The sequence below is a fragment of the Knoellia pratensis genome, from assembly GCF_042666395.1.
GTDB lineage: Bacteria > Actinomycetota > Actinomycetes > Actinomycetales > Dermatophilaceae > Knoellia > Knoellia pratensis.
The window spans coordinates 366,482-391,380 of sequence record NZ_JBHTDJ010000001.1 but is presented as its reverse complement, the minus strand read 5'-3'; the positions used below and the strand labels follow the sequence as shown (position 1 = coordinate 391,380).

The window sequence follows — 24,899 nt, the reverse complement described above, 5'->3', positions numbered from 1 at the left end:
CTCACTTCTTCAGTCCTGCTTCGAGCATGGCCCTGGCGACGGGGCCGCCAACGGCGCCACCACCACGGGCTTCACTGTCGGGGTCGCCGCCGTTCTCGACGACGACGGCGACAGCGATCTGCGGGTCATTGGCGGGCGCGAACCCGGTGAACCAGGCGTGGGCGCGCGCCACTCCGTCGGTCTCGGCGGTGCCGGTCTTGCCGGCGACACGCACCCCGTCGATCTGGGCGGGTTTGCCGCTGCCGTTCTCGACGACGGCTTCCATCATCTCGGTGAGCTGGGCGGCAACTTCGGGGGTCACGGCCTCGGAGAGCTGCTCGGGGTCGGCGCGTTCGATGATGCTGAGGTCGCTCGAGAGGACGGACTTCACGAGGTAGGGCTTCATGACGACGCCGTGGTTGGCGACGGCGGCGCTGAGCATCGCGACCTGGAGCGGCGTGACGCGCACGTCGTACTGACCGACGGCCGACTGTGCGAGCTGCGGCTGGTTGAGTTCGGCGGGAACGCTGCTGGGCGTGACCCTCATCGGGACCGAAAGCTGGTCTCCCACACCGAACTTCGCGGCCTGGTCACGCAGTGCGTCGGCGCCGAGCTGGAGGCCGAGGTAGCCGAACGCGCTGTTGCACGAGATCTCCATCGCGTGCAGGAACGTCGTCCTGTCGTTGGCGCCGCACGACTTCCTGCCGATGTTGGGCAGGCCGACGGTCGTCTGCGGGAGGTCGAGCACCGCCGGACCGGGCAGCTCGGTGTCGGGCGCGAACTTTCCGCTCGACAGCGCCGCGGCGGCCGTGACGATCTTGAACGTCGAGCCCGGCGGGTAGAGGTCGCCGGCGATGGCGCGGTTGGCGAGCGGCTTGTCCTTGTCGGTGTTGAGAGCCTTGTATGCCGCGTTGAGCTTCGTGAGGTTGTGGGTCGACAGGTCGGCCGGGTCGTACCCGGGGTTGCTCACCATGGCGAGGATCTCGCCGGTCGACGGGTTGACCGCGACGGCTGCTCCCTTGCGACCATCGAGGGCCTTGATCGCGGCCTCCTGCACGGCGGCGTCGATGGTCAGCTCGAGGCTGGCACCGCGGGTCTTGCGGCCGGTGAAGAAGTCGGAGACGCGGCGGAAGGCGAGCTTGTCGCTGCTGCCGGAGAGGAGACCGTTCTCGGCCTGTTCGAGGCCGCTGCCCGCGCCGTAGAACGAGTAGTAGCCGGTGATGTGTGCGTATGCCGCGCCGCCGGGGTAGGTGCGCAGCCACTTGTATTCGTCGTCGGCCGGGACCGACTTCGCGATGGCGGTGTCGCCGACGAGGATCTGGCCGCGCTCGCGGGCGTAGCTGCTGAGCAGGGTGCGCCGGTTGTCCGGGCGGGCGTTGAGGTCCTTGGCGTAGACGAACTGGATGAGCGTCGTCGAGACCAACAGAGTGGCGAAGAGGAAGGCGACGACGAAGGAGAGGCGGCGGATCGGTGAGTTCATCGCACCTTCACCACCTGGGTCTGGTCGCTGGCCACAGGGCTGGGAGCTTCCGGGTCGGGGACGGGTCGGCGCGCGTGGTCACTGATGCGGAGCAGGAGCGCCACGAGCGTCCAGTTGGCAAGGAGTGAGGAGCCACCCTGGGAGAGGAACGGCATCGTCAGGCCGGTGAGCGGGATGACGCGGGTGACGCCACCGACGACGACGAAGCACTGCAGCGCGAGCGAGAACGCCAGACCCGAGGCGAGCAGCTTGCCGAACCCGTCGCGGGCGCCGATGGCGGTGCGCAGGCCGCGCTCGATGAGCAGGACGTAGAGGAGCAGGAGTGCGAAGAGCCCGACGAGTCCGATCTCCTCACCGAAGCTCGGGATGATGAAGTCGCTCTCGGCGAAGTAGGTGAGATCTGGGCGGCCACGACCGAGGCCAGTGCCGAACATGCCGCCAGAGGCCATGCCCATGACGCCCTTGGCGAGTTGGTCCGAGATGTCGAGGGCTTCGCGGCTGAACGTGTCGAGCCACAGGATGACGCGACGTTGCACGTGGTCGAAGAGCATGTTGGCGACGTAGCACCCGACGCAGAAGAGCAGCATGCCGATGGCGACCCACGACGTGCGTTCGGTCGCGACATAGAGCATGGCGACGAAGAGGCCGAAGAACAGCAGCGACGAGCCGAGGTCCTTCTCGAGGACGAGGACGCCGACGGACAGCATCCAGGCCACGAGGATCGGGCCGAGGTCGCGCGCCCGGGGCAGCGTGAGGCCAAGGATGCGACGACCGGCCACCGATAGGGCGTCGCGGGTCTGGACGAGGTAGCCGGCGAAGAAGATCGCGAGAACGAGCTTGGCGATCTCACCGGGCTGGAACGAGAACGGGCCGAGCCTGATCCAGATGCGGGAGCCGTAGTTCTCGATCCCGAGCCCGGGCACGAGCGGCAGGAGGAGCAGCCCGAAACCAACGGCCCCGGCAAGGTAGGTGTAGCGGCGCAGGATGCGGTGGTCACGCAGGATGATGAGCGCCGCGATCGCCAGACCCGCGGCGAGCGCGCTCCACATGAGCTGGCGCAGGGCCATCCCCTCGGCGAGGTCCCTGCCGCGGGCCAGGTCGAGCCGGTTGATCATGACGAGGCCGAGCCCGTTGAGCAGGGTGGCGATGGGCAGGATCAGCGGGTCGGCGTAGGGCGCGCGCCACCGCATCACGAGGTGGAAGACCGCCGTGATGACGAGGAAACCCGAACCCACGGCGACGAGGCTCGGCGGGATCGCGCCCTCGACCGCGATGCCCACGTTGACGTAGGCGAGCACGACGATGCCGACCGCGAAGACGAGGAGAGCGAGCTCGACGTTGCGGCCCTTGCGGGAGGCGAGTGAGGAAACGGTCGTCATGCGTTGGGGCTGATGGACGGGGACGGGGACGGGGAGCGCGGGCCGGCGGGCGTGCCGCTCGGGCCCGGGCTCTGGGTGGGGCTGCCCGTCGGGGTGGGGGACGGGGACTGGGTCCCACTGGGTGTGGGGGTGGGAGTGGGCGTCGTCCACGTGGAGGGCACCGTCGCGCAGGAGCGGCCCAGGGACTTCGCGTACTGGCACGCCTGGGCCTGGACCTCGAGGTTGCGGATCAGGGCGGCGGCATCGGAGCGCGTGTCCATCGTGATGCCGCGGTCGAGCTGCCCTCGATAGAAGTCGGGGAGGTCGTTGATGTCGATGCCGCTCGTCGTCTCGGCCTGCGACAGCTCGAGCGGGCCGAGGGTCTGGTCGACACCCTTGAACAGGGCGACGCGACCGTCGCTGACGCCGACGTAGAACTGGGCCTGCGACCAGGAGTACGCGGCATACCCACCGCCGACGAGCAGGATCGCGGCGACCAGGGCGACGCCGACGGTGCGCAGGATCGTGGTGGTGCGACTGCGTGAACCCTCGTCGGCGAGCTCGACCTCGTCGTCGTCCGAGCCACCACTTGCCTCGTGGGAGAGGGCGGCTGCCTTGGCGGCGGGCGTCACCGGGATCGGGCGGGTGTGGCGGCGGATCGCGGCCGCGGCACCCACGATCTGGGGTGAGTCGCTGGGCACGAAGTGGGTCAGGTCGACGACGTCGCCGATGACGACGGTGACGTTGTCGGGGGCGCCGGCGCGCAGGGCGAGCTGGACGAGGCGTTCGGCGCAGTCACCAGGCTTGCGTTCGGTCGTGAGGATCTCGTCGATGGTGTCGCGAGCGACGTAGTCGGACAAGCCATCGGAGCAGATGAGGTAGCGGTCGCCGACGATCGCCTGGCGCACGACGACGTCGGGCTCCTCGCCCTCGGCGCCGGTGAGGACCCGGGTCACGAGGGAGCGCTGCGGGTGGGTCGACGCCTCCGCGGGAGTGAGGCGGCCCTCGTCGACGAGGGACTGGACGAAGCTGTGGTCCTTGGTGATCTGGCTGACTTCGCCGGCGCGCACGACATAGGCACGCGAGTCGCCGATGTGGGCGAGGACGAGCTTGTCGCGGGCGCGCAGGATGGCGATGAGCGTCGTGCCCATGCCGTCGAGGTCCGGGTCGTCGTGGGAGAGCTGGCCGAGTTCGGTGTTGGCGGCCGTGATCCGGCGCAACAGGGCCTGGGTCGCGTCGACGCCCGAGAACGACTCGCCGTCGAGCCCCACGAGCGCGCCGAGGATCGAGGAGGAGGCGACGTCGCCGCCGGCGTGACCACCCATGCCGTCAGCCATCGCGAGAAGGTGCGGGCCGGCATACCCGCTGTCTTCGTTGTTGGTTCGCACCATCCCGACATCGGAGCGGGCGGCGAAGTGGAAGGCGATCGCCATGCGTTACCTCCGCAGCTCGACGACGGTCGTGCCGAACCGGATCTCGGTCCCGGCCGTCACCGGAGTCGGTGTGGTGAGCCGCAACTGGCCGATGAACGTGCCGTTGGTGGAGCCGAGGTCCTCGACCATCCAGCCTTCGGGGCCCTTGTAGATGCGGGCGTGCCGGCCGGACGCGAAGTCGTCCTCGAGGACGAGCGCGGACTCAGGGCTGCGACCGACGAGGGTGCCGGACTCGCGCAGCGGCAGGCTCGTGCCGGCCAGGGGACCGCTCGTGACGCGCAGGTGGTTGGGTTCGCGTTCGGCCGGGCGGGCGTTGAAGCGGCGGCCGGTCGGGCGGGGGGTGACGGGGCGCTGCTCGGGCGGGACCGCGGCCGGGTTGCCTCCGCGGGGTGCGGGGCGTGGAGTGGCCGCGCGCTGTCCCGGTGCCCGGCGTGGGGTCACCTGGGTGCCGTAGAGGTCGCCCCGCAGGACGCCGACGACGGCAATGACGAAGGCCCACAGCGCCACGAGGAGCCCGAGGCGCATGAGGGTGATGGTGAGTTCACTCATCCCAGGTGCTCACTTCTGTCATCTTCTACCGGCACGATAGGTGACTGAGGTGCGGCCGACCGTGATGCGGTCACCGTCCTCGAGGTGCTCAGACGTGACACGCTCGCCACCCACGAACGTGCCATTGGTGGAACCCAGGTCGCGGATCGTCGCGACAGTGTGCGGACCGTCCTGCGTCACGCGAATTTCGCTGTGCTGACGGGAGATTCCCGGGTCGTCGAGGATGATGTCGGCGCTGTCGTCGCGGCCGAGGACGGTGATGGCACCCATGAGCGGGTAGCGCTCGCCGTCGACATCGAGCCACGGCCGATCGGCCGGATTGGTGCGCTTCTTCGTGGCAGGCGGCTTCGCCGGTCGGTATGCCGCCGTCTCGCCGAGGTCCTCGTCCACCGGTTCGTGACGGGGACGGGTGGGGGCCGGGCGGGCTGGCGCCGGGGTCGGCACGGGAGGCGCGACGACCGGGGCGGCGGGGTGCTGCCCGGTCATGCCGGTCGCGCGCGGGCGCTTGGCCGTGCTGGGACGGATGCGGAAGACGCCCGTCTCGAGGTCGACGTCCTCGTCGAAGAGGATGTCGATCGGGCCGCCCGGCTGGTAGTGCTGGCTGTCGGCGTGCTCCTCGGCGGCGGCGATGAGCTCGTTCTCGAGCTCCTGGCCGTGGTCGGTGAGGCGGTCGAAGTCGGTCTCGCTGAGTTCGATCGTGAAGACGTTGGGGACGACGGAGCGTCCGGAGCGGCCGGAGCTCGCGGCGCGGTCGTCCATGGCGCGACGGATGGCGCTCGCGATCTCGACGGGCTGGACCTCGGCGCGGAACGCCTTGGCGAAGACACCGTTGACGGCGCGCTCGAGCTTGCCTTCCATGCGGTCGAACAGTCCCATGGCGCGCCTCCTCTGGTCGTGCGATCGGTCCTGCGGTCAGCGGTCGGTCAGTCGTCGGTCCGGCTCGATGCTATCCGGCGGGGCTGTGGTGACTCGTGAGGCTGGCGTGAACTCTCTCTGGAGGCGTGTGTGCGGCGGTGGGGTGCTCGTGCGGTGTCCGGTGAGGGAGTGTCTTTGCTTCAGCATGTGAAGCAAAGCCGTGGGCCTGTGGATATCTCGGCGGTCGCTGTGACGGATTCGGTCAGACTGGCTGGGCGCTCCAAGTGGCGGGATCGGGCGTTTTCCCTACGCTGGATGGGGAGATCGTGCTCTCCGGTCGCGCCCGCGGGTGCGTGGATGAGCTCACCGACCGAGGGGATTTTTGATGTCGTCACGCAGGACAGTTGTGTATGCCGCCGCGCTGGCTGGCGCTCTGACGCTCGGCTTGGCGGGGTGCAACGGGGGTGATGAGGACCCGACTTCGTCGACGTCGCCCACGGGTTCGACGTCGTCGACGGGGAGCGGTTCGCCCTCGGCAAGCGCCACGGGATCGACGACGCCAAGCCCGTCGGTGTCGGTGTCCGTACCTGCCGCAGCTCGAGACCACACCGAGGCGGGCGCAATCGAGTTCGCCAAGTTCTACATTCTCGAGGCGGATCGGGCGTACGTGTCCGTGGATACCTCGACTCTGGCCGACCTCGCCGGACCGAGTTGTGAGGGCTGCCAATCCGCGATTGAGGGCGTGGATGAATTCAAGGTGGCAGGCGAACGCCAGTTGCGGCCGTCGATGACGGTCCTGTCAACCAACGCCCTGCCGAATTCCACCGCCGACGTGGCTCAGGTCCAGGTTCAGGTCCGTGCCAGCGAGGTCGACATCGAGAACAAGGCAGGCAAGGTGGTCGGTTCGACGGAAAAGGGAGACACCGTTTACCGACTGGCTGTGAGGTGGACGGACGGACATTGGACCGCTGCGGACATGGGACTTGAGGGATGAGCCGCAAGATGGCCTTGGCCCTAGCGGTGGCGACTGCGTCGGCGGTGATCGCTGCACCCGTAGCTACGGCGAAGGATCGCAAGGGGCTGACAGCAAAACTGTCGAACAAGGGGCTGGTCGTGAAGGCCGTCGCATCGAGGGGCGGGTGGGATGTCGAACTTCCGCCTGGGAAGTCGTGGTCGGACGCGCAGCCGGTTTCGAAAGGACCAGTCTGGGAGCACCGCGAGACCTTGGGTTGCGGATCCACGTCGGACCCTGATGCTCCAAATGACCTTTCGTCCTGCGGCTTGGCGCTGAGTCGTTGCGCGCCAGTCAATGGTCGGGGCGTGAACCAGCTCTATGTCTGGCGACGCCTAGCTGGGACCTCGCAATGGTTCTTCGACCGTACGAGCTGCGGGAGTGCGAACCTGCCCAACACGGTGCAGCCGGCGCCCGCTGTGCCCACGCTCGACCAGATCGTGGTGGCGTTCCGCGAACTGCCGTTTGCGAAGCCGACGGTGAATGTCCAGCCCGAAGGCGACGTCACACTCGTCAACCTGCCCACCTACTTCGAGGCGCAGTGGCCCACCGCCAAGCTCAGCCCGGGCGACGTCAGCACGAAGGTGCAACTGCTGTCCTGGTCGATCGAGTTCAAGATCAACCCGGCGAGCTACAACTACTCCTTCGGCGACGGCTCCGCTTCTGGCTGGACCGACGACTTGGGTGGGCCGTACCCGGAAGGGCTGATCCGGCATACGTACGAACAGCCTGTCCCCGCCGCCTCGGTGAAGGTCGATGCGACCCTGACCGCTTCCTACCGCGTCAATGGCGGTGCGTGGATCGACCTCGACGGTGTTGCTGATCTGCAGGACGAGCCGGTGACCACGCTCCAGGTCCGCGAAGCCAAGGCCCGCCTGCGCTAGTTCCGGTGGATCCATGGGGCCAAACGCGCGGCATGTCGCGCCTTTGACCCCATGAACCCGGCGAGGTTTGGGCGTCGGGTCCTCAATGGGCGTTCGGGTTGAGACAGTGGGGGCATGAGGTCCTACTGCGCGGTCTACGTCGATGTCGGCTACCTCCTCGCCTCGGCGGCCACGCGCGTCACCGGGTCATCGCTGCGCAGCGGCATCGAGGTCGACTACCCGGGCCTCATCGCGGGGCTCGTCGCGCAGGTCGAGGCCGACTCGGGGCTGCCACTGCTGCGGGTCAACTGGTACGACTCGGGCGCGCGCTCCGGCGGCCAGCCCGACTACCACCAGGACCAGATCGGCCTCCTGCCTCGCATCAAGCTCCGCCTGGGACGCCTCTCCTATGCGGGCGAGCAGAAGGGTGTCGACGTGCGCCTCGGTCTCGACATGGCGTTGCAGGGGCGGGCCCGGGTCGCCGACGTCGTCTACCTCGTCTCCGGCGACGACGACCTGACCGAAGCCGTCGAAGAGGCCCAGAGCGCCGGCGTCCAGGTCGTGCTGCTCAGCGTTCCCGGGTTGAGCGGCCACGGTCACGCCGTCTCCAAACACCTTCGGCGGGCGGCCGACGGAGAGCAGCCGATCGACCCCGAGATCATCGACCGGTGCGTGCGATCGAGGGCCATCCCCGAAGGCCTCATCCCGGTTGAGCCCGCCGAGCACGCCGAGCACACCGAGCACACCGAGTCCACCGAGCCATCGGAGTCGATTCCGTCGACCGGCGTCCCCGCCAGCGAGCATGTCGTGGCGCCCGTCGGAGACTCCCCCGACGCATCCTCCGAGGGCGGCACCAGCACTCCCACCCCCAGCCAGCCCTCGGCACCGGGCCCCGAACCCAAGCCAGCGGCTGCACAGCCAGCTGCTGCCTCGAGCCCGGCGGTACCCACTCCCTCCGCTCCCCCGACCCCAGCGGTGTTTGGTCGCAAGCGGGCCACCGAGGTCGTCCTTCCGGCCGCGCAGACCGCGCCCACCTGGTCGACCACCACGGGTGACCGGCCCGTCGTCGACGCCGACGGAGTGTTCAACCCCGAACTCATCGACGCCGTCGCCAAGACCGTGCTCGACTCCTGGTGCCGGACCGCGACTCCGGATGACCTCGTAGCCCTGCGCGCTGCGAAGCCGGCGATCCCGGGAGACCTCGACCGCGCCCTCCTGCTCGACCTGTCGGGCCGGGCCGGGGTCTACGACATCGATGACACCAGCCGTCACGAGGTCCGCGAACGCTTCTGGTTCCACGTCGCCCGAGTCCGCCTCGCCTGACCCCTCTGCTGGGGCGATCAGTCGCGCAGCGTGGCGCCGAGGCGCTCGCGGGCAGCGCGTCCCCGTCGCGCGACCGGAACAGTCCCCGTGACCTTGCCCAGGCCGACGTTCGCGCCGTACCCATAGATCGTCTCGATGTGACCGGCGGGCACGGCATACGTCTCATGCCAGATGCCCACGGCGTCCGGGTGCTTGCGGGCGTTCGAGTTGAAGGCGCGCCACGCGGGCAGGTGCGCGCGGTCGATCATCCGCGAGTACGCGTACAGGTGATCGGTGCTGCGCCACCACTGCACCGTCCACGGCCCCTTCAGCCCGACGAGGGTGGTCGCACCGAGGAACCCCAGATCCTCCGCCTCCCCTCGCTCCGCTGCAGCCTTGTTGCGCCAGAGCTCGGCGATCATCTTGGGCATCGCGGCAAACACCGGCATCCACAGGTCGGGTCGGTGCGGCTTGCGGACGGTCATGCCGATGTGGAACACGACAATGTCGCCTTCGTGTGCGTGAGTTCTGAGGCCGTTGCCTGCGTCCATCGCCTGCTCCTGTTGGGATAGTCGGACTATCCCTATTTTGGAGAGCGGTACTATCCGAAGTCAAGCCCTTTCTTCACTTCGGAGGTATGCCGTGCGGCTGGCTGAGTTGTCCGACACCACCGGCGTGGCCGTTGCCACGCTGAAGTACTACCTGCGCGAGGGGCTGCTGCACCCCGGGCGTCCGGTGTCACGGACGCAGTCCGACTACGACGAGGCCCATGTCGAACGGGTGCGACTGGTGCGGGCGCTCAGCGAGGTGGGCGGGTTGTCGCTCGCGAGGATCGGGCGAGTCCTCGACGTCATCACGTCGCCGGGCCAGGACTGGATCACGGTCCTCGAGACGGCCCAACGGTCCCTGGTGAAGCCGCGCCGTGACGCACCTGACGGTGAGGTCGCCGACCAACTTCGCGGTGGTCGTGCGTCGGCGTGGGTGACGGCTCGCGGCTGGAACGTCGACCCTGCGGATCCGTTCATCGACGACCTCGACCGGGCGTGGGCTGCCTGCGACGACGTCGGACTCGGCCTCGGCGAGGAGCGGATGAACGCCTACGCCGACCACGTCGAGGGCGTCGCCGAGATCGACGTCGCGACCGTTCCCGCCGACCCCGAGGGCGCGATCCGGCAGGTCATCCTCGGCACGGTGCTCGTCGACCCCGTCCTTGCTGCGTTGCGCCGACTGGCCCAGCAGCACGTCTCGATGGTGCGCGCCGCTCAGCGATGAAGGTCAACATCATGGCTGCGGGTTCGCGCGGCGACGTCCAGCCGATGGTGGCGCTCGGGGTCGGCCTGACCCGGGCCGGACACGACGTCACCCTCTGCGCCGGCGACGACTTCGAGGACTTCGTCACCCGCCACGGACTCACCTTCGTCCCGGCCGGAGTGCGGATCGACGACCTCATCGCGTCCCCACTCGGCGTCGACTGGCTCGGGCACTCCAGCCGCAACCCCTTCCACGAGCTCGCCGCCCTGCGCCGCTTCGTGCGGGCTTCAACCCGGGGGTATGCCGGTGCGCTCGTTCCGCTCGTTGGTTCCGCTGAGCTGTGGGTGAGTGGAGTGCTCACCGTCCACGCCGTCGACGCGTTGGTGTCCGTTGGTGGCGGAAGGCACGTCGTCGCCGAGTTCGCGCCGATGCGGCCGACCCGGTCGGGAGCCGCGACGATGCAGCCGACCTTCCCGAACCGGTCCTCGATCGCGAATCGCGTTGCGGGACAGGCGACTCAGCAGGCGATGGGGTCGGTCTTCGCGCTGCCCGGAGACCTCATGCGAGGCGAACTCGGCCTTCCCGCGACCGGCCGCCGCGGCTTCCTTGACGCGATCCAGCGAACGCCAGGCGTCCTCGCGGCAACACCCCTTGTCGTGCCTCCACCGTCGGACTGGAACGGCAACCCCGAGCCCACGGGGTATTGGTTCCTCGACGAAAAGGCAACGTACACACCGGAACTGGAGCTGGCGGCATACCTGAATGAAGGTCGGAAACCGGCGTATGTCGGGTTCGGGTCGATGCCGACGCGTGAGGCTTCGGCGATGAGCGCGATGGTGGCGGAGGCTGCGCGACTGGCGGGAGTACGGGTGGTGCTGCATGCCGGGGCAGCGGGCCTGGGCTCGGTCGACGACGAGTGGGTGCGGGTGGTCGAGGACGTGCCTCACGAGTGGCTGTTCGGGCAGGTGGCGGGTGTCGTCCACCACGGTGGCGCGGGGACGACGGCGGCGGCGCTGCGGGCGGGGGTTCCGCAGGCGGTGGTGGCGCACATCGGGGACCAGCCGTACTGGGCGCGGCGGGTGTGGGAGCTCGGCGTCGGGGCGCGACCGGTGCGGCGGCACGAGCTGTCGGTGCAGTGGCTGACGGAGGTGCTGCGCGGGTTCGCTCGCGGTGAGTGCGTCGCGCGGGCCGCGGAGGTGGGGGCCGAGATCCGGCGTGAGGACGGCGTCGGGCGGGCGGTCGAGCTGCTGACCTGAGGTCCCCATTTGGAGACAGGCGCCTGTCTACGGCACACTGGACCAGTTCCAAGCGCAAGTGGCGGAACGGCAGACGCGCTGCGTTCAGGTCGCAGTGTCCGAAAGGGCGTGGGGGTTCAAATCCCCCCTTGCGCACGTTGGGTTGTCACACGTAAGTGCCAACCCTGAGTACACGAAATTCCGAGCGCTGGCTCGGGACCCGGTTTCAGATCGGGTCTCGGACCAGCGCTTGGCTTGTTTTGGGCTCGACTGCGGGCTCTCGCCACGCATAGGACGTAGACCGCTCTTTCGCGTCCGCTCCGGCGGATGCGTGCGGCTCCTTCAGTGCCTCGTACCTACGAGCCATCTGCCTTTGCGCTCGCCCGCAGGCAACTCCGCCGTGGGACCTGCGTGGCGCTGAGGCCGGACAGTCCGCGGTGCTCCCGGCTGACTCTGCTTGACGCGCCACCGAGTGCGAGTCAGGGCGGGGACCCTCGGGCGACGCCCGGACAAGAAGATCAGTGGATGGTGGGTCGGTAGGTGAGCTCCTGGGTGCGGCCGTCGAGAGTGCGAGCCTCGAGCAGCTCCAGATCGAAGTCGGCCGCGCCACCGAAGATCGGCTCCGTGCCGTTCTGGCCGGTGATGACGGGGAAGACCGAGACCTGGATTCGATCGACGAGGCCAGCGGCCATGAGGGCCCGGTTCATCGACAGGCTGCCGTGCGACCGGAGCGGTACGTCGGACTCGGCCTTGAGGCGGGCGACGACGTCGACGGCATCCCCGCTGACGACCGTGGCGTCCGGCCAGTCGAGTGGTTCGTGCAACGTCGTCGAGACCACGGTGGCCGGCAGGTGGACCATGCGGGTGACCCACGGGTCGCGCACGTCCGAGTCCTCGGTGCTCGCGGCCAGCATGCTCGCAAAGGCACGGTACGTCTCGGCACCGAAGACCATCCGCTGCTCTCCGGCATACAGGGAATTGCGGTGCTCGAGCAGTTCGGGACCCTGCTTGCCCCAGTAGCCGGTCCAGTCGCCGGTTGCGGTGCCGAATCCGTCGAGACTGCAGAAGACGTCCCAGGTGTACGTGGCGGTCATGGTGTTCCTCCTCGTGCGGGGCCATCCGGGTGGTTGGCCGCTCACTTGACCTACGAATGGGCAACGCCAGATACGACAGTCAGCTCGGGGGGCGCGTGACGATGAAGGTCTTGAGTGGCGCGAGGGTGTCGTCGAGGGCGAGCACTGCGCGCTCGGGGACCAGGTGCTCGCGCAGCGCGTTGGCGAAGGTCGCGTGCAACTTGTCCCAGACGGGTTCGGTGACGTGATCTCCGCCGGCGGCGACGAAGTTCACGTGGGCATCGGCCAGGCGGCGCACGGTGCCAACGGTGAGGCCTTCGCCGGTCAGTTCCATCACGAGGGACATGACGTGCCGCTGGAGGGTCGGCCGGTCCATGGTCCCGAACCAGGGCTGCAGCATCTGGTCGCCGGAGATCCGGTCGGCGATGCTCTGGATCACGCCGGACCAGGCGTTGCCGTCGGAGTAGTGGCGCAGCCAGTCGAGCAGCGGCACGTCCGAGGACCGCGCGCGCAGCATCGGCGGCGGGGTGAGTCGGTGGCTGGCGGGGCGGTCGGGGAAGGGCATCGCCGCCGCCGGCTCCGGCTGGCCCGCCGACGTGGGCTGCCCTTCCGGCGTGGGCGTCGCTTCCGGCGTGGGCGTCGCTTCCGGCGTGGGCGTCGCTTCCGGCGTGGGCGTCGCTTCCGGCAGGAGAAGGGGCATGCTCTGCGACGCGGCTTCGTCCGAGGGCTGCTCCTTGGCCCCAACCTCAGCGAGCTGGGCCCGATAGTCGCGCATCATGCGATGGCGGGCGACCAGTCCTCCGACGACGAGGAGCACGCCGACGGCGATCATGAGCCACGGCCACATCGTGCGTCCCTTTCGCCGATCCCCGGTTGTCTTCTTGTGGACAGACTCTCGCAGGTCCGGCCGGGTGGCCGGACCCGATCGCCGGTATGCACGTTCGTCGGTGTGGCCTCCGGTCAGCGACCGGCGATGGACCATAGCTTCTGGGGCACGACCATGCACCGGGCGTCGAGGACGAGCTCACGCATCCGCTCCTCGGCGAGTTGGTCGAGGTGGCACTCGACCCAGTTGAAGCGCAGGTCCGACGGGCGCGGCAGGAAGAACACGTCCGGCTCGGTCGCGACGAGGGCCGCGCGCTCCTCCTTGGGGAACGCGAACCCCATCTCGGTCTCCTCCGGGTTGAAGGCGAGCCACACGATGCTCCCGACCCGGAACTTCACCCGGTCGCGCACGATCGCCTCGTAGCTGCGAGGCAAACCCGCCGCCACCGCGCGAACGTCGGCAATCGTGACCGGCATACGTTCCAGACTGGCACTGCCCACCGACAGGGCCAACCCCCAACGACGCTGCGGACGCGATGGGCGCTCAGGGAGCGGACGTAGGGTCGCATGATGACCCTGCGACCTCTGGCCCGTGCGCTCGACACCGTGCTCGACCGAGCCGTCGTGCCCGGGTTCTCGAGCATCGGGTATGCCGTGCGCCGTCGCCTTCCGACATGGCCGGCCGACCCGGCCGTCGGAGCCCTGGCGGGCCGCCATGTCGCCGTCACCGGCGCCACCTCTGGCCTCGGTGTGGCGACGGCCCGCCAGCTCAGCGAGCTCGGCGCCCACGTCCACCTCATCGTTCGCAACTCAGACAAGGCCACGGAGGTCGCCGCGGACCTCCCCGGACCGTCGACGACGTGGGTCTGCGACCTCGGTGATCTCGACAGCGTGCGTGACTGCGCCAGCCGCATCGTGGCCGACGGGCTGGAGCTCCACGCCCTCGTACACAACGCGGGCGCGATGCCGCCAGAGCGCACCGAGTCGCCGCAGGGCCACGAGCTGTCGATGTCGCTGCACGTCCTGGGGCCGGTCCTGCTCACCGAGTTGCTCATGCCGGTCCTCACCGGGCACGAGGCGCGCGTCGTTCTCGTCACCTCGGGCGGGATGTACGCCCAGAAGCTGCCCGCCGATGACCCCGACTACGAGCGCGGGGAGTACTCCGGTTCCACGGCATACGCCCGGAGCAAGCGCGCCCAGGTGGAGCTGCTCCCGATCCTGACCACTCGCTGGGCCGCGGACGGAGTCGCGGTCTATGTGATGCACCCCGGATGGGCCAGCACCCCGGGCGTGACCGAGTCGCTGCCGACGTTCGACAAGGTCATGGGTCCCATCCTGCGCGATGCCGACGCGGGTGCTGACACCACGACGTGGCTCGTCGCGGCGACTCCGCGGCCGCCCGGCGGTGGTCTGTGGATGGATCGCCGCGAGCGGCCCACGGCCTACCTCGGGCGCAATGGTGCGAGCCCGGACGAGCGCCGCCGCATGTGGGAATGGGTGACGTCCGCTCTCGCCGTCGCGCCCTGATCGGCGGACCGTCTCAGTGGAGGGTGGGGCGGTGGTCGTCTGTTTGACGACGTCGGCGACCCGAAGGACGTGGTCAATGACCTGTCCCCGTGACACATCTGGCACGCTTTCACTGTCGCGAGGCCACTGAACGGTGGCTCGGTGCGGCTCGACCGGTCGCGCGGAATCATCTCTTCGCTCGACCCCCCACCTACGGAGCAGACGTGAACTTCTTGCAGGAACCCCGCCCAGTGTCATCGCCCAGCGCCCTTCGTTCGGCGGGTGTGCGGCGATGAGTCGGCGGTCGACGCGCAGCAAGCGCACGGGCTCACTGCCGGCTCTGCCACCACACGGCCTGAGAGTGGTGCCGTTGGGCGGGCTCGGCGAGATCGGTCGCAACATGACCGTCTTCGAGCACGCTGGGCGCCTGCTGATCGTCGACTGCGGAGTGCTCTTCCCCGACGAGCACCAGCCCGGGGTCGACGTCATCATCCCGGACTTCAGCTGGATCAGGGACCGCCTCGACAAGGTTGACGCGATCGTGCTCACCCATGGACACGAGGACCACATCGGTGGGGTTCCCTACCTGCTGCGTGAGCGTCCCGACATCCCCGTGGTCGGCTCACGCCTTACCCTGGCCCTGATCGAGGCCAAGCTGACCGAGCACCGCATCAAGCCTCGAACCATCGAGGTCGCCGAGGGCGACCGCCGCACGTTCGGCCCCTTCGACTGCGAGTTCGTCGCCGTCAACCACTCCATCCCCGACGGTCTTGCTGTTGCGATCCGCACCAAGGCCGGGCTGGTGCTGCACACCGGCGACTTCAAGATGGACCAGTTCCCGCTCGACGGCCGCGTCACCGACCTGCGCGCCTTCGCCCGGCTGGGCGAGGAGGGCGTTGACCTGTTCCTCCCGGACTCCACCAACGCCGAGGTGCCCGGGTTCACCGTGTCCGAGGGCGAGCTCGCCCCCGCCATCGACACCGTGTTCCGCACGACCAAGGGCCGCGTCATCGTCTCCAGCTTCGCCAGCCACGTGCACCGCATCCAGCAGGTCCTCGACACCGCCCACCGACACCACCGCAAGGTCGCGTTCGTCGGACGGTCCATGGTGCGCAACATGGGCATCGCCCGCGAGCTGGGCTACCTCACCATCCCCGACGGCCTCGTCGTCAAGGACCTCAAGGCCCTCGAGAGACTGCGACCGGACCAGATGACGATCATCGCCACCGGGTCACAGGGTGAACCCATGGCAGCACTGGCCCGCATGGCCAACCGCGACCACCCTGTGGAGATCACCCCCGGCGACACCGTCCTCATGGCCAGCTCCCTCATCCCCGGCAACGAGAACGCCATCTATCGGGTCATCAACGAGCTCACCCGCTGGGGCGCCAACGTGGTCCACAAGGGCAACGCCAAGGTGCACGTCTCCGGGCACGCCAGCGCAGGCGAGCTGGCCTACTGCTACAACATCATCGAGCCGACCAACGTGCTCCCCGTCCACGGCGAGTGGCGCCACCTGCGCGCCAACGCCGACATCGCCATCCGCACGGGCGTGGATGCAGATCGGGTACTCATCGCGCAGGACGGCAGCGTCATCGACCTCATCGACGGTCGCGCGAAGATCACCGGCACCGTCCCCGCCGGGCTGGTCTATGTCGACGCGATGACCGTGGGCGGGGCCACCGAGGAGACGCTCCACGTGCGGCGCACCCTCGCCGAGGAGGGCGTCATCACCATCGTCTGCATCATCGACCCCGACACCGGCGCGTTGGCCGAGGAGCCCGACTACCTCGCCCACGGCTTCCCGCCCGACCTGTTGGACTTCTCGGGCGCCACGCCCCTGATCCAGAAGGCCCTCACCAAGGCGGCGACGGACGGCATCGAGGACCTGGAGCAGATCGAGGACCTGGTCCGCCGGGCCGCTTCCACCTGGGCTCATCGAGCGCATCGCCGCAGTCCTCTGATCATCCCCGTGGTCGTCGACGCCTGAGTCGAAGGCCGCGCCCCCAGGACGGCTCAGTCGCCGGCGAGCGGCCAGAGCTTCTGGGGCACGACCATGCGCCACGCGTCGAGGACGAGCTCACGCATCCGCTCCTCGGCGAGTTGGTCGAGGTGGCACTCGACCCAGTTGAAGCGCAGGTCCGACGGGCGCGGCAGGAAGAACACGTCCGGCTCGGTCGCGACGAGGGCCGCGCGCTCCTCCTTGGGGAACGCGAACCCCATCTCGGTCTCTTCCTGGTTGAACGCGAGCCACACGATGCTGCCGACACGGAACTTCACGCGGTCGCGCACGATCGCCTCGTAGCTGCGAGGCAAACCCGCCGCCACGGCGCGGACGTCGGCGATCGTGACCGGCATGAGGCAAGCGTGGCACCACTCACCGACATTCAGCTGGCGCGGGTGGATGACGGTTCGGCTCAGTTGGTCGCGTGTCCGCTCACGAGGGCGCGTTCGTAGCCAGCCACATCGGGGTTCTCGTCGCTGAGCAGCCGGAAGAGAGCCGCTCGCAGCATCGCCTGGCGCCGCGCTCCCCCGGACCATCCGCCCATCACTGCGGCGTCCGCACCCATCCGCATCACGGCGTCGAGGACGCACACGGCCTCGGCCCAGAGCGCGGGCCGCCAGTACGGCGACACGTCGGTCACGAACGGGATCCCCGTCGCGTCGAGGAGGACGTTGCCGGCGAGGTCGCCGTGGACGAGCTGGTCGGGCCCCAGGGTTGTCGTGTTGAGCTCGGCCATGAGTCGGGAGACGAGCGCTCCCACAGCAGTGGGTATGCCGCTCGGCTGGCTTTCACCGAAGGCGATCCGTTCCGCTGTGGCCCAGCGGTCGTTGCGACGCGTGATGCCCAGGGGCGCCGTGGCGACCTTGGCGGCGAGGCGGGCGTGAAGGAGCCGGCCGGTGGCGAGGAGAACGTCGAGGTCGGTGCACGGTCGGGTGTCCGGCTCGAATCGCGTTGCGCCCCAACCGTTTGCGACCCATTTGAGGTCTCGAGTGGGGATGGGCATGGCGAGCCGGATCGAGCGTGGCCGCTCGTGGTCGAGCTCTGCGGACAGCGGCGCGATGATCGGGTTGAGCCAGTTGGCCGTGTGCTCGCTGCGACCGGGTGACAGGACAAGGTCGCCGGCCAGCACGCTGTGCCCCTGCCCGCCGGCGAGGGGCACGGAGTCCTCAGGAACGGCATACAGATCAAAGACATCCGGCGAAGGGAGCACGAGTGTCAGGCTTCCACACGTTCCGCTGGCCTTGGCAACGACCTCTCCATCAGAATTGATGCCTTGTATGACGCTCATCAACGGCTCTTATGACTGAGATGGACGTCGTTGAGAACGGGTGTGAGGGGATGGGTCATGGGGCCCCGGGCGTCTCGATGGAGTCGCTACTCGGGGTGGCCCGTGCCCTCGGTGCTCTCGAGCGACTGGTCGCCGCCCTTGATCCGTACCAGACGGACCTCGGTCGCGCGCGCGCATCGAAGGCGTTGCCCAAGCGGGTGCGCAATTGAGCGAATGATGTCGGACCCTTGCGCTCGCGGCAGGTCTCCGCGTTGCTCGGCGCCACGGACGGGGATGAGCGCGACTACGACGGGTGAGCTTGCTGTGTTCGCCGACGCCATCGAGACACAGATCGCCGGGCTCACGGAACTCACCAACCGCTGACCGAAGTCTTCCCCCAGACGGAGGGGTCAGCGTTCTTGGTTGGTCCTGTCGGCCGGGAACTCGGTGCGCAAAAGGCCTGTCGCGAGGGCCCGCTGGTGCGGGACAGTGGAGGCAGGAAATGACGGGATCGGAGGGCGCGATGAGCATGAGTCAATCCCCTTCGTCCAGCTCGTCCGGAGCGAGCAGCACGCCGTACGGGGACCCGCGCGATCCCGTCGTGGCGATCATCGAGAACGCCGGCCACGAGGTAGACCCACGGGTGATCGAGTGCGCTCACTTGGCGGCGACGGCGCATGCGCAACGGCTCCGGGACGGGCGAGCGGACGGACGTGCCGTCAACCGGAGCACCTTCCTGGTGGCACTCGGATGGGTCGATGACGACGTCCGAGTGGCCCTCTTCCAGAACCGCATCCATCTCGAGGCATTGCAGAGCCTGCTCGGCATCAGCGATGAGCACTCCCCATTCACGGGGCAGTACGAGCTCGCCGAGGACCTGGAGCGAGCCTTCCGGACCTACATCGCGAAACCTCGCAAGATGCAGCTGATCGTCACACCGTGGTCACTGGCGGAGGCGATCCTTGAGGACGTCGTCGCCCACGGCGGTCTGCTCGGCGATCGGCTGAAGCGACTGGGGACGGATGCTGGCTCAGTTCTCTTGTCGCTTCGCCTGCCGCCGACCGAAAGGCGGGGCTCGGAGCCCGAGCCCGGGCCCGAGCCCGAGCCCGAGCCCGAGACTGCGGATCTGCCGCTGATGCGCGACATCACCGCGCGCCAGTTCGGGGTGGTGCTGCCTCCCGGTACGGACGACCCAGGGCCTTATGTCCCCCGGGACATCGATGACGTCCTGCGCCGGCAGCTGCGCGAGCGCCTACCGGTCGTAACTGTGGTGGCTCAGGTCGGGAGCGGGGCGATTCGCACAGCCTACGAGGCCCTGTGTCGAGAGCGTCCCGACGACCGGGTACTGCTCCTGCATGAGTTCCTGGACCCTCTCCGGAGTGACGGTTCGGTGACCCTTGAGGACCTTGACCGCCGGCTCGCCAGCGACGCCGACGTGATCTGGATCCGCTTCCTGGGCGAACTGGTCGCCCTCAACCCGATCGTGAAGGACTGGTTCCTCGCTCGCCGCGACTCGCTCACCGCGACCAAGGTCCTCCTTGTGCGCCCCGATGACGTGGCGCTGGCGGCCGAACTCGGCCTTGCTCCGACCACCTCGTTGGAGCTCAACGTGGGGCTCTCGGCGGAGGAGCAGTCGCGCGCCGGTTCGCTCTATGACAAAGAGGTCACGGCGGTGTCCGGCCTTGCCGGCGTGACCGCTCGCCGGCACGGTGTCGTGCGAGCCAACTACGCCGCCGACTCGGCCGCCGCCCAGTTGCTCAGCAAGGCCAACGACGCCCTCGATGTTCGAGCCGACGTCGACATGCTCGCCAAGCTCATCGCCTCCAAGGACGTGAAGCCGCCTCTGTCCATCGGCCTCTTCGGGCCGTGGGGATCGGGCAAGAGTTTCCTCATGCATCAGGTCCAGTTGCGGATCAAGGACCTGGCAGACCGGTCCAGAGCCATCCCCGTCACCGCCGACTCCCAAGCCGACGCGAACGTCGCTCCACAGACGACGGGCTACCTGACCGAGGTCATCCCGGTCGAGTTCAACGCGTGGCAGTACGCCCACGGCACTGCGCTCTGGGCGGCCCTCATCAACAAGGTCTTCGAACAGGTCCGGGTGGAACTCACCAAGCAGAACCGCTACGAGGAGGTGATGAAGAAGCTTGCCGACAAGGACCTCGCCGTCGTGAAGGCCCGGGTGAGGCTGGACGCCGCCAAGAAGAAGGTGACCGAGGCCCTTCCCGCCGCCGAGGACCGGCAGATCGAGGACGTCGTCAAGAAGCACGACGACATCTCCACTGCAGACGCCAAGCAAGTCGAGGTCGGCATGCAGGTGTCCGTCGCGACGGCGCAGATGAGTGAGCTCAAGGACGAGTACGACCGGCTCAGGCCCCTCTTGGCTCAGGTCGCTCGGGCGTGGTCCACAGCGTCATGGGCCCGCAGGTTCTATCTCGTCGGCGGTCTTGCCGCCCTCGGTGCTCTCGCACTGATGCTCATCGTGAAGCCCGATTGGATGATCGCCCTCATGGGGGCCGTCGTCGGAGCGCTTGGCTCTGTCCTCCCACTGGTCGGACCTGTCAGGAAGGGACTCGATCAGGCCCGCAAGATCCTGCGCGCCGACGCGAGGGACAAGGACGAGTTGCGGCGCGCGGAGGTGGATCTCGTGCGCGCGACCGAGGACATGCAGTCAGCCAGGATGTCCGGGCTCGCCGGCCTCTACGGCTTCGTCAACGACCGCAGCAAGGCCGCCGAGTACCTGCAACCCCTCGGCATGGCGCCGATGATTCGCGACGACCTCGAGCGGCTCGCCGAACTCGCTCGCGGTGACGACGGCATACCCGGCATTGATCGGATCGTCATCTTCATCGACGACCTTGACCGTTGCCCCGCCTCCCAGGTCGTCCAGGTCCTCGAAGCGGTGAACCTCTTGTTCGGCTTCGAGCTGTTCGTCGTCGTCGTCGCGGTCGACTCCCGCTGGCTGCTCCGGTCCCTCAACACCGAGTTCAGCGCGGCCTTCGACGCGAAGGACAGTTCGGCACCGACTGCGCAGAACTACCTCGAGAAGATCATCCAGATCCCGTTCTGGGTCCAGCCGATGCGGCCCACGGGTTTCGGACGGCTCGTCACGAGCCTGGCCGGCGAGGTCACCCAGTCGCCCACGACCCCGCCCCAAGGCGCCACTGACCCGACAACCGGCAGACAGAGCGCCACCCCGGCCTCCCCGTCCATCCCGACGGGCGTCGGCCACGAGGACCCGGTAGGAGAGCCGACCACCGGGGATACTCCCGACACACCCGTGACCGAGCCCCAGGGTGGTGCGGGCCAAGGCGGCGGCACACCGACCACGGAACCGGCCGACGACAACCCACCGGACGACCTCAACCCCGAAGCCCTGCGCCTCACGTCGGACGAGCGCGACTGCATGACGAGGTTCCTCCCCCTCGTCGGGACGCCGCGAGCAGCCAAGAGGTTCATCAACACCTACCAGCTGCTGCGTGTGTCCGTCCCTGACGTGGAACTCTTCCTGGCGTCGAAAGAGTATGAGCCGGTCCTCGTGCTGCTCGCGTTGGTGACCGGCACCGTGCCTGTCACGAACACGATGATCGCTGTGCTGTCGTCGATGACGCAGTCGGACTTCGGCACGTTCCTCGGTGAGGCCGCGCAGGAGGAAGAGGCCATCGAGCCGGAGCAGCGCCAATGGCAACCGATTGCCCGCGCTTGCGCCGACCTTCCCGCGGGCGCACTCACCCCCGAGCTCATCAGGACGTGGTTGCCCAAGGTGGCGCGCTACTCCTTCCACCACGTCGAATGGTGAGCCCCGGCCGGACCAGCGGAGCGGCTCGCACCCTGACCCGCGTCCTGTTCCGTGGGCCCGGCTCCGGGAGGGCGACCTGCGGTGCATCTCGGACGCCGGCTGCCCGGGTCCGAGATGCACCGCACAGTTGGACGGTCAGCCGGTGGTTGCGGCGCCGTAGATGTCCTGGTCCAGACCACCCTCATTGGGGCAGGTGTCTGCCGACCAGACTCCAGCGGTGGTCTGGGTGCGGCACTGATGGACGTCGAACCCTTCGCCGCCGAGATACCGAGGGTCGTCTCCGGGTGCGACCTGTCGGGTGTCGGTCCAGACGTTGTAGGCGAACCCTCCTACGGACGACACATAGTTGTAGTCGCCGTGGAAGGGCACTCTGCGGTCGCCGAACATCTCATAGTTCGGCATCTGGCTGTTGCCGGAGAGCCGTGCGATCGCCCAGTCTGTCCCGCTGTTGGTCGACGAGGCGGCGTAGGTGTCCAGGCCGCGTGTTGCCGCTGCGAAGCCGGCGGCGTCGCGAACCGCCCCGTTGTTGCCGGGCGGGTACTGGACGCTGTATGCCGGGTCGTTGCGGCTGTCGTGCCACAGTGTGTGCAGGACTCCACCGTCGGCGTTGATGTCGGGGAAGAACTGGTGGCCGCGGGGGAAGGGAGCGAGGAGCTTGGGCGTGGACCAGCCGCCACCGGTGAGCGTGGCGAAGTAGATCCCACCCTGACCGACGCGCAAGGTCGTGCCCTGCGGGTCGGCGGTGTTGTACGTCGTCTGCGAAACCCGCTCGGTCCTCGGGACGATCGCGTCATAGACCAGATACACGTTCTGGCTGGCGGACTTGGGGTCTGCGGTGATCCGAGGCTGGCTGGCGTGACGGAAGAACACGAACCCGCTCTTGCAGGCGAAGGGCCCGGATCCGCAGTCACGGCTGTCGCCGACCGATGCCTCAGCAGCTTCGGACTCCGGTCCGTCGGCGTTCTCGAAGGCTTGGTCGTGCGCCTCTTCGGCCGCCTCCGGGTCGCCGGCCGAGTCCGCGGCGTCGAAGGCCTCGAACTGCGCCGCGGTGGCCCCCTTGCTGAAGGTCGCTCCACCATCGGTGGAGACGACGTACTGGATTGCTGCCCGCTGACGTCCTCTCCCGGATTCAAACTGGCGGTAGGCGACATAGACGGTGCCGTTGCTGGTCACCGCGATGTCGGCGAACTGGACGTCCTTGGAACCGGTGGAGATCTTCGCCGGGTGGCTGAACGTGGCACCGTGGTCGGTGGAGCGGGCGAACTGGATCGAGTTGTTGCCGTTGCCCTGGAAGAGGCTCCACGCCGTATACACGCTGCCCTGATGTGGGCTGTTCACACCTCGGTCCACCTCGATGGCCGTCTTGTCGTTGAACCGGCCGCTCAGCGCCGGGCCGGCCTTCCCCACGATGACCGTGCGCACGTAGTTGGCGGCGTCCTGGTCATAGGTGGCGACCCAGACCGAGCCGTTCTGCGGTGCAACGCGGTTGAAGGCGTTGCCCATGTAGAAGAGCCGGCCCTGCAGGTCCCACGCCTGCACGGGGTCTCCGGCGTTGCCGATCCCGCGTTGATGCAGGGGGCTGGCCAGCCCTTCGGGCGAGGTGTCCGTCGGGTAGCCGGGCAGCAGGCTGTTCACCCAGTCGGTTCCGGAGTTGGTGCTGCGGTAGAAGCCTGCCCAGGTGCCTCCTGCCAACTGGACGGTGCAGTAGTCGTTGGACCCGGCCACGACCACGCTCGGGGTGCGGGCGTCCACGGCAGTGGAGGGCTCGTTCTGCTGTCGCCGGTTCGCCCCGCAGGCGGTGATGGCGTCGCCCGGCGAAGGCGCGCGTGAGTTGGCTTTCACGTAGGGGACGTCGACGGTGACGGGTGTGTCGGTCTTGACGACCGTGGAACCCTGCGCACTCAGGGGTGCCGACCCCAGTGCAAGGGCACCCGCGGCGATCGCCCCCGCTGCGATCAGACTGATCTTGTGGTGGCGCATAGCGCCCTCCTCCCCGCGCCGACTGGCGCGGTGCTGTGCCGACTCGTGGCCGGCGAAGCAAACCCGGGCCCGGTCGAGCCCGGGGGACACAACCAGGCTGGCTCAGGTGACAGGAACCAGCTGGCAAAGTTTCACTCTCGCACTGCCGGTGACCGGCGGCAAGACCCTGTGTTGCCGGACTTCATCGACTTCCCCGAGCCGAGGCAACGCCAGGCACGGGCCTGAACCACTGCCCCGCAGGCGATGTGAACAACCTGGGTGCTCGCGAACGACACCATCGACTCCACCGGCAAGGTCACCGGACTGCCCTCGTGGCTCGCCGACTGCATGCCGCGACCGCCGCAGCAGCCGCCCGCGGGCGGCTGCAGATGTGCCGTCGCAGGCCGCCGGGGCCTCGCTCGACGTGTGCTTCGGTCGGCTCGCGTCCGAGGGCTACCAGCAACGGGTCGTCGTCCAACCCGTCTCGCACTTCTGGCCGCTCCAGTGGGCCGAGACCGGTCTGTATGCCGCCGTGTCGGCTTTGCTCGCCGGTCTCGCCTTCTGGTGGACGAGGCGCAAGCTCTCCTAGCTGTCCTCGTCGTCGAGGTGGCCGAAGGACGCTTGGAGGGCCTCGATCGTGGCCGTGCGTTCGCGCAGGGCCATCCAGCGGAAGATCGGGGTCGCCAGGCGGTAGGCGCCCTGGGTTTCGATCCTCGCGTGGTGGCGCACGAGCGTCGTGTGATCCCCCTTGGCCTCGAGCGAGTAGCCCGGCCAGCCCTCGGCCTTCAGCTTGCCGCCCTTGCTCTTGTCCCACCAGTGGTAGACGAGCGTGGTCGGGCGTTCGAACTCGCTGATCTCGCCAGGTGTCGGGCCCACCGACGTCTGGTCGAGGTAGGTCGTGCCCTTGGCCGGCGGCCCCGGCGATGTCTGCTCGGTGTGCTTGAAGATGCTGCCGCGACCCGGCATCCACTTGTTGTGACCCTCGATGTCCGCGAGGCGGGTGAAGACATCATCGATCGGTGCGTGCACGATGCGCTCCAGCTCGAACTCGATGACACCCATACCTCAGGGTCCTCCCGTGCGGCGCGAACCTCAAGGGGCGATGCTGGTGTCGATTCCGGGTGCTCTCGTTCGTCATGCAGGTGACG

Annotated in this window: 24 protein-coding genes and 1 tRNA gene; 11 read left to right on the top strand and 14 right to left on the bottom strand. The window is 68.5% G+C overall.

The window, feature by feature from the left end; all coding sequences use genetic code 11:
* Nucleotide 1: 1 nt before the first annotated feature.
* From ACFQRE_RS01820 to ACFQRE_RS01795, 6 genes are all read right to left on the bottom strand, one after another.
* Nucleotides 2–1,459 carry a peptidoglycan D,D-transpeptidase FtsI family protein gene (locus ACFQRE_RS01820; RefSeq protein ID WP_380118212.1) on the bottom strand — a complete coding sequence of 486 codons (1,458 nt, stop codon included), beginning with the start codon at nt 1,457–1,459 and terminating at the stop codon, nt 2–4.
* Nucleotides 1,456–2,838, bottom strand: coding sequence for an FtsW/RodA/SpoVE family cell cycle protein (locus ACFQRE_RS01815; protein WP_380118210.1), 1,383 nt, complete (start codon nt 2,836–2,838; stop codon nt 1,456–1,458). The genes ACFQRE_RS01820 and ACFQRE_RS01815 overlap by 4 nt, the downstream gene beginning before the upstream one ends.
* A complete protein-coding gene (locus ACFQRE_RS01810) occupies nt 2,835–4,250 on the bottom strand; it encodes a PP2C family protein-serine/threonine phosphatase (protein ID WP_380118208.1) in 1,416 nt (471 codons plus the stop codon). The genes ACFQRE_RS01815 and ACFQRE_RS01810 overlap by 4 nt, the downstream gene beginning before the upstream one ends.
* A 3-nt stretch (nt 4,251–4,253) precedes the next feature.
* Nucleotides 4,254–4,799, bottom strand: a complete 546-nt coding sequence (locus ACFQRE_RS01805; protein WP_380118206.1) for an FHA domain-containing protein FhaB/FipA — start codon at nt 4,797–4,799, stop codon at nt 4,254–4,256.
* Between the two features lie 18 nt (nt 4,800–4,817).
* The gene (locus tag ACFQRE_RS01800) at nt 4,818–5,675 is read right to left on the bottom strand and encodes an FhaA domain-containing protein (RefSeq protein WP_380118204.1); all 858 of its coding nucleotides are present in this window, start codon (nt 5,673–5,675) and stop codon (nt 4,818–4,820) included.
* 342 nt (nt 5,676–6,017) lie between these two features.
* Nucleotides 6,018–6,290 (bottom strand): hypothetical protein, encoded by a 273-nt coding sequence (locus tag ACFQRE_RS01795; RefSeq protein WP_380120464.1) that lies wholly within the window; start codon nt 6,288–6,290, stop codon nt 6,018–6,020.
* On the opposite strand from ACFQRE_RS01795, the gene ACFQRE_RS01790 reads away from it, so the two are divergent.
* From ACFQRE_RS01790 to ACFQRE_RS01780, 3 genes are all read left to right on the top strand, one after another.
* Complete coding sequence (locus tag ACFQRE_RS01790) at nt 6,226–6,648, top strand: DUF6318 family protein (protein WP_380118201.1); 423 nt, start codon at nt 6,226–6,228, stop codon at nt 6,646–6,648. The genes ACFQRE_RS01795 and ACFQRE_RS01790 overlap by 65 nt on opposite strands.
* Entirely contained in the window at nt 6,645–7,550 is a 906-nt protein-coding gene (locus ACFQRE_RS01785; protein ID WP_380118199.1) for a hypothetical protein, read from the top strand. Before ACFQRE_RS01790 ends, ACFQRE_RS01785 begins: the two co-directional genes overlap by 4 nt.
* A gap of 114 nt (nt 7,551–7,664) precedes the next feature.
* On the top strand, nt 7,665–8,852 hold the full coding sequence (locus ACFQRE_RS01780) for an NYN domain-containing protein (RefSeq protein ID WP_380118197.1): 1,188 nt from the start codon (nt 7,665–7,667) through the stop codon (nt 8,850–8,852).
* A 17-nt stretch (nt 8,853–8,869) separates the two neighbouring features.
* Here the strand turns inward: ACFQRE_RS01780 and ACFQRE_RS01775 are convergent, their stop codons facing one another.
* On the bottom strand, nt 8,870–9,382 hold the full coding sequence (locus ACFQRE_RS01775; RefSeq protein ID WP_380118195.1) for a DUF4188 domain-containing protein: 513 nt from the start codon (nt 9,380–9,382) through the stop codon (nt 8,870–8,872).
* 91 nt (nt 9,383–9,473) lie between these two features.
* Here ACFQRE_RS01775 and ACFQRE_RS01770 point away from each other — a divergent pair, with 91 nt between their 5' ends.
* The 3 genes from ACFQRE_RS01770 (at nt 9,474) to ACFQRE_RS01760 (ending at nt 11,473) form a co-directional block, all read left to right on the top strand.
* Nucleotides 9,474–10,103, top strand: a complete 630-nt coding sequence (locus ACFQRE_RS01770) for a MerR family transcriptional regulator (RefSeq protein ID WP_380118192.1) — start codon at nt 9,474–9,476, stop codon at nt 10,101–10,103.
* Between the two features lie 11 nt (nt 10,104–10,114).
* Nucleotides 10,115–11,338, top strand: coding sequence for a glycosyltransferase (locus ACFQRE_RS01765; protein WP_380118189.1), 1,224 nt, complete (start codon nt 10,115–10,117; stop codon nt 11,336–11,338).
* Nucleotides 11,339–11,390: 52 nt separating this feature from the next.
* Nucleotides 11,391–11,473, top strand: a tRNA-Leu gene (locus ACFQRE_RS01760).
* 362 nt (nt 11,474–11,835) lie between these two features.
* Here the strand turns inward: ACFQRE_RS01760 and ACFQRE_RS01755 are convergent.
* The 3 genes from ACFQRE_RS01755 to ACFQRE_RS01745 form a co-directional block, all read right to left on the bottom strand.
* Nucleotides 11,836–12,411: a dihydrofolate reductase family protein gene (locus ACFQRE_RS01755; protein WP_380118186.1), complete on the bottom strand. Its 576-nt coding sequence runs from the start codon at nt 12,409–12,411 to the stop codon at nt 11,836–11,838.
* Between the two features lie 79 nt (nt 12,412–12,490).
* Nucleotides 12,491–13,237: a hypothetical protein gene (locus ACFQRE_RS01750; RefSeq protein ID WP_380118183.1), complete on the bottom strand. Its 747-nt coding sequence runs from the start codon at nt 13,235–13,237 to the stop codon at nt 12,491–12,493.
* 113 nt (nt 13,238–13,350) lie between these two features.
* Complete coding sequence (locus ACFQRE_RS01745; protein WP_380118181.1) at nt 13,351–13,692, bottom strand: MmcQ/YjbR family DNA-binding protein; 342 nt, start codon at nt 13,690–13,692, stop codon at nt 13,351–13,353.
* A 93-nt stretch (nt 13,693–13,785) separates the two neighbouring features.
* On the opposite strand from ACFQRE_RS01745, the gene ACFQRE_RS01740 reads away from it, so the two are divergent.
* Both ACFQRE_RS01740 and ACFQRE_RS01735 read left to right on the top strand, forming a co-directional pair.
* Complete coding sequence (locus tag ACFQRE_RS01740) at nt 13,786–14,742, top strand: SDR family NAD(P)-dependent oxidoreductase (protein WP_380118179.1); 957 nt, start codon at nt 13,786–13,788, stop codon at nt 14,740–14,742.
* 271 nt (nt 14,743–15,013) lie between these two features.
* Nucleotides 15,014–16,711, top strand: a complete 1,698-nt coding sequence (locus ACFQRE_RS01735) for a ribonuclease J (protein ID WP_380118176.1) — start codon at nt 15,014–15,016, stop codon at nt 16,709–16,711.
* A 26-nt stretch (nt 16,712–16,737) separates the two neighbouring features.
* Here the strand turns inward: ACFQRE_RS01735 and ACFQRE_RS01730 are convergent, their stop codons facing one another.
* Both ACFQRE_RS01730 and ACFQRE_RS01725 read right to left on the bottom strand, forming a co-directional pair.
* Nucleotides 16,738–17,079: an MmcQ/YjbR family DNA-binding protein gene (locus ACFQRE_RS01730; protein WP_380118173.1), complete on the bottom strand. Its 342-nt coding sequence runs from the start codon at nt 17,077–17,079 to the stop codon at nt 16,738–16,740.
* Between the two features lie 59 nt (nt 17,080–17,138).
* Nucleotides 17,139–17,936: an aminoglycoside phosphotransferase gene (locus tag ACFQRE_RS01725; protein WP_380118170.1), complete on the bottom strand. Its 798-nt coding sequence runs from the start codon at nt 17,934–17,936 to the stop codon at nt 17,139–17,141.
* Nucleotides 17,937–18,034: 98 nt separating this feature from the next.
* Between ACFQRE_RS01725 and ACFQRE_RS01720 the strand changes: the two genes are divergently transcribed.
* Complete coding sequence (locus ACFQRE_RS01720) at nt 18,035–18,223, top strand: hypothetical protein (RefSeq protein ID WP_380118168.1); 189 nt, start codon at nt 18,035–18,037, stop codon at nt 18,221–18,223.
* A 299-nt stretch (nt 18,224–18,522) separates the two neighbouring features.
* Nucleotides 18,523–21,792 carry a KAP family P-loop NTPase fold protein gene (locus ACFQRE_RS01715; RefSeq protein ID WP_380118165.1) on the top strand — a complete coding sequence of 1,090 codons (3,270 nt, stop codon included), beginning with the start codon at nt 18,523–18,525 and terminating at the stop codon, nt 21,790–21,792.
* A gap of 135 nt (nt 21,793–21,927) precedes the next feature.
* Here the strand turns inward: ACFQRE_RS01715 and ACFQRE_RS01710 are convergent, their stop codons facing one another.
* On the bottom strand, nt 21,928–23,772 hold the full coding sequence (locus ACFQRE_RS01710) for a sialidase family protein (protein WP_380118161.1): 1,845 nt from the start codon (nt 23,770–23,772) through the stop codon (nt 21,928–21,930).
* Nucleotides 23,773–24,142: 370 nt separating this feature from the next.
* On the opposite strand from ACFQRE_RS01710, the gene ACFQRE_RS01705 reads away from it, so the two are divergent.
* Nucleotides 24,143–24,340, top strand: coding sequence for a hypothetical protein (locus ACFQRE_RS01705; RefSeq protein ID WP_380118159.1), 198 nt, complete (start codon nt 24,143–24,145; stop codon nt 24,338–24,340).
* Here the strand turns inward: ACFQRE_RS01705 and ACFQRE_RS01700 are convergent.
* Complete coding sequence (locus ACFQRE_RS01700) at nt 24,337–24,813, bottom strand: hypothetical protein (protein WP_380118157.1); 477 nt, start codon at nt 24,811–24,813, stop codon at nt 24,337–24,339. The two genes, ACFQRE_RS01705 and ACFQRE_RS01700, sit on opposite strands and share 4 nt — an antisense overlap.
* Nucleotides 24,814–24,899 lie beyond the last annotated feature (86 nt).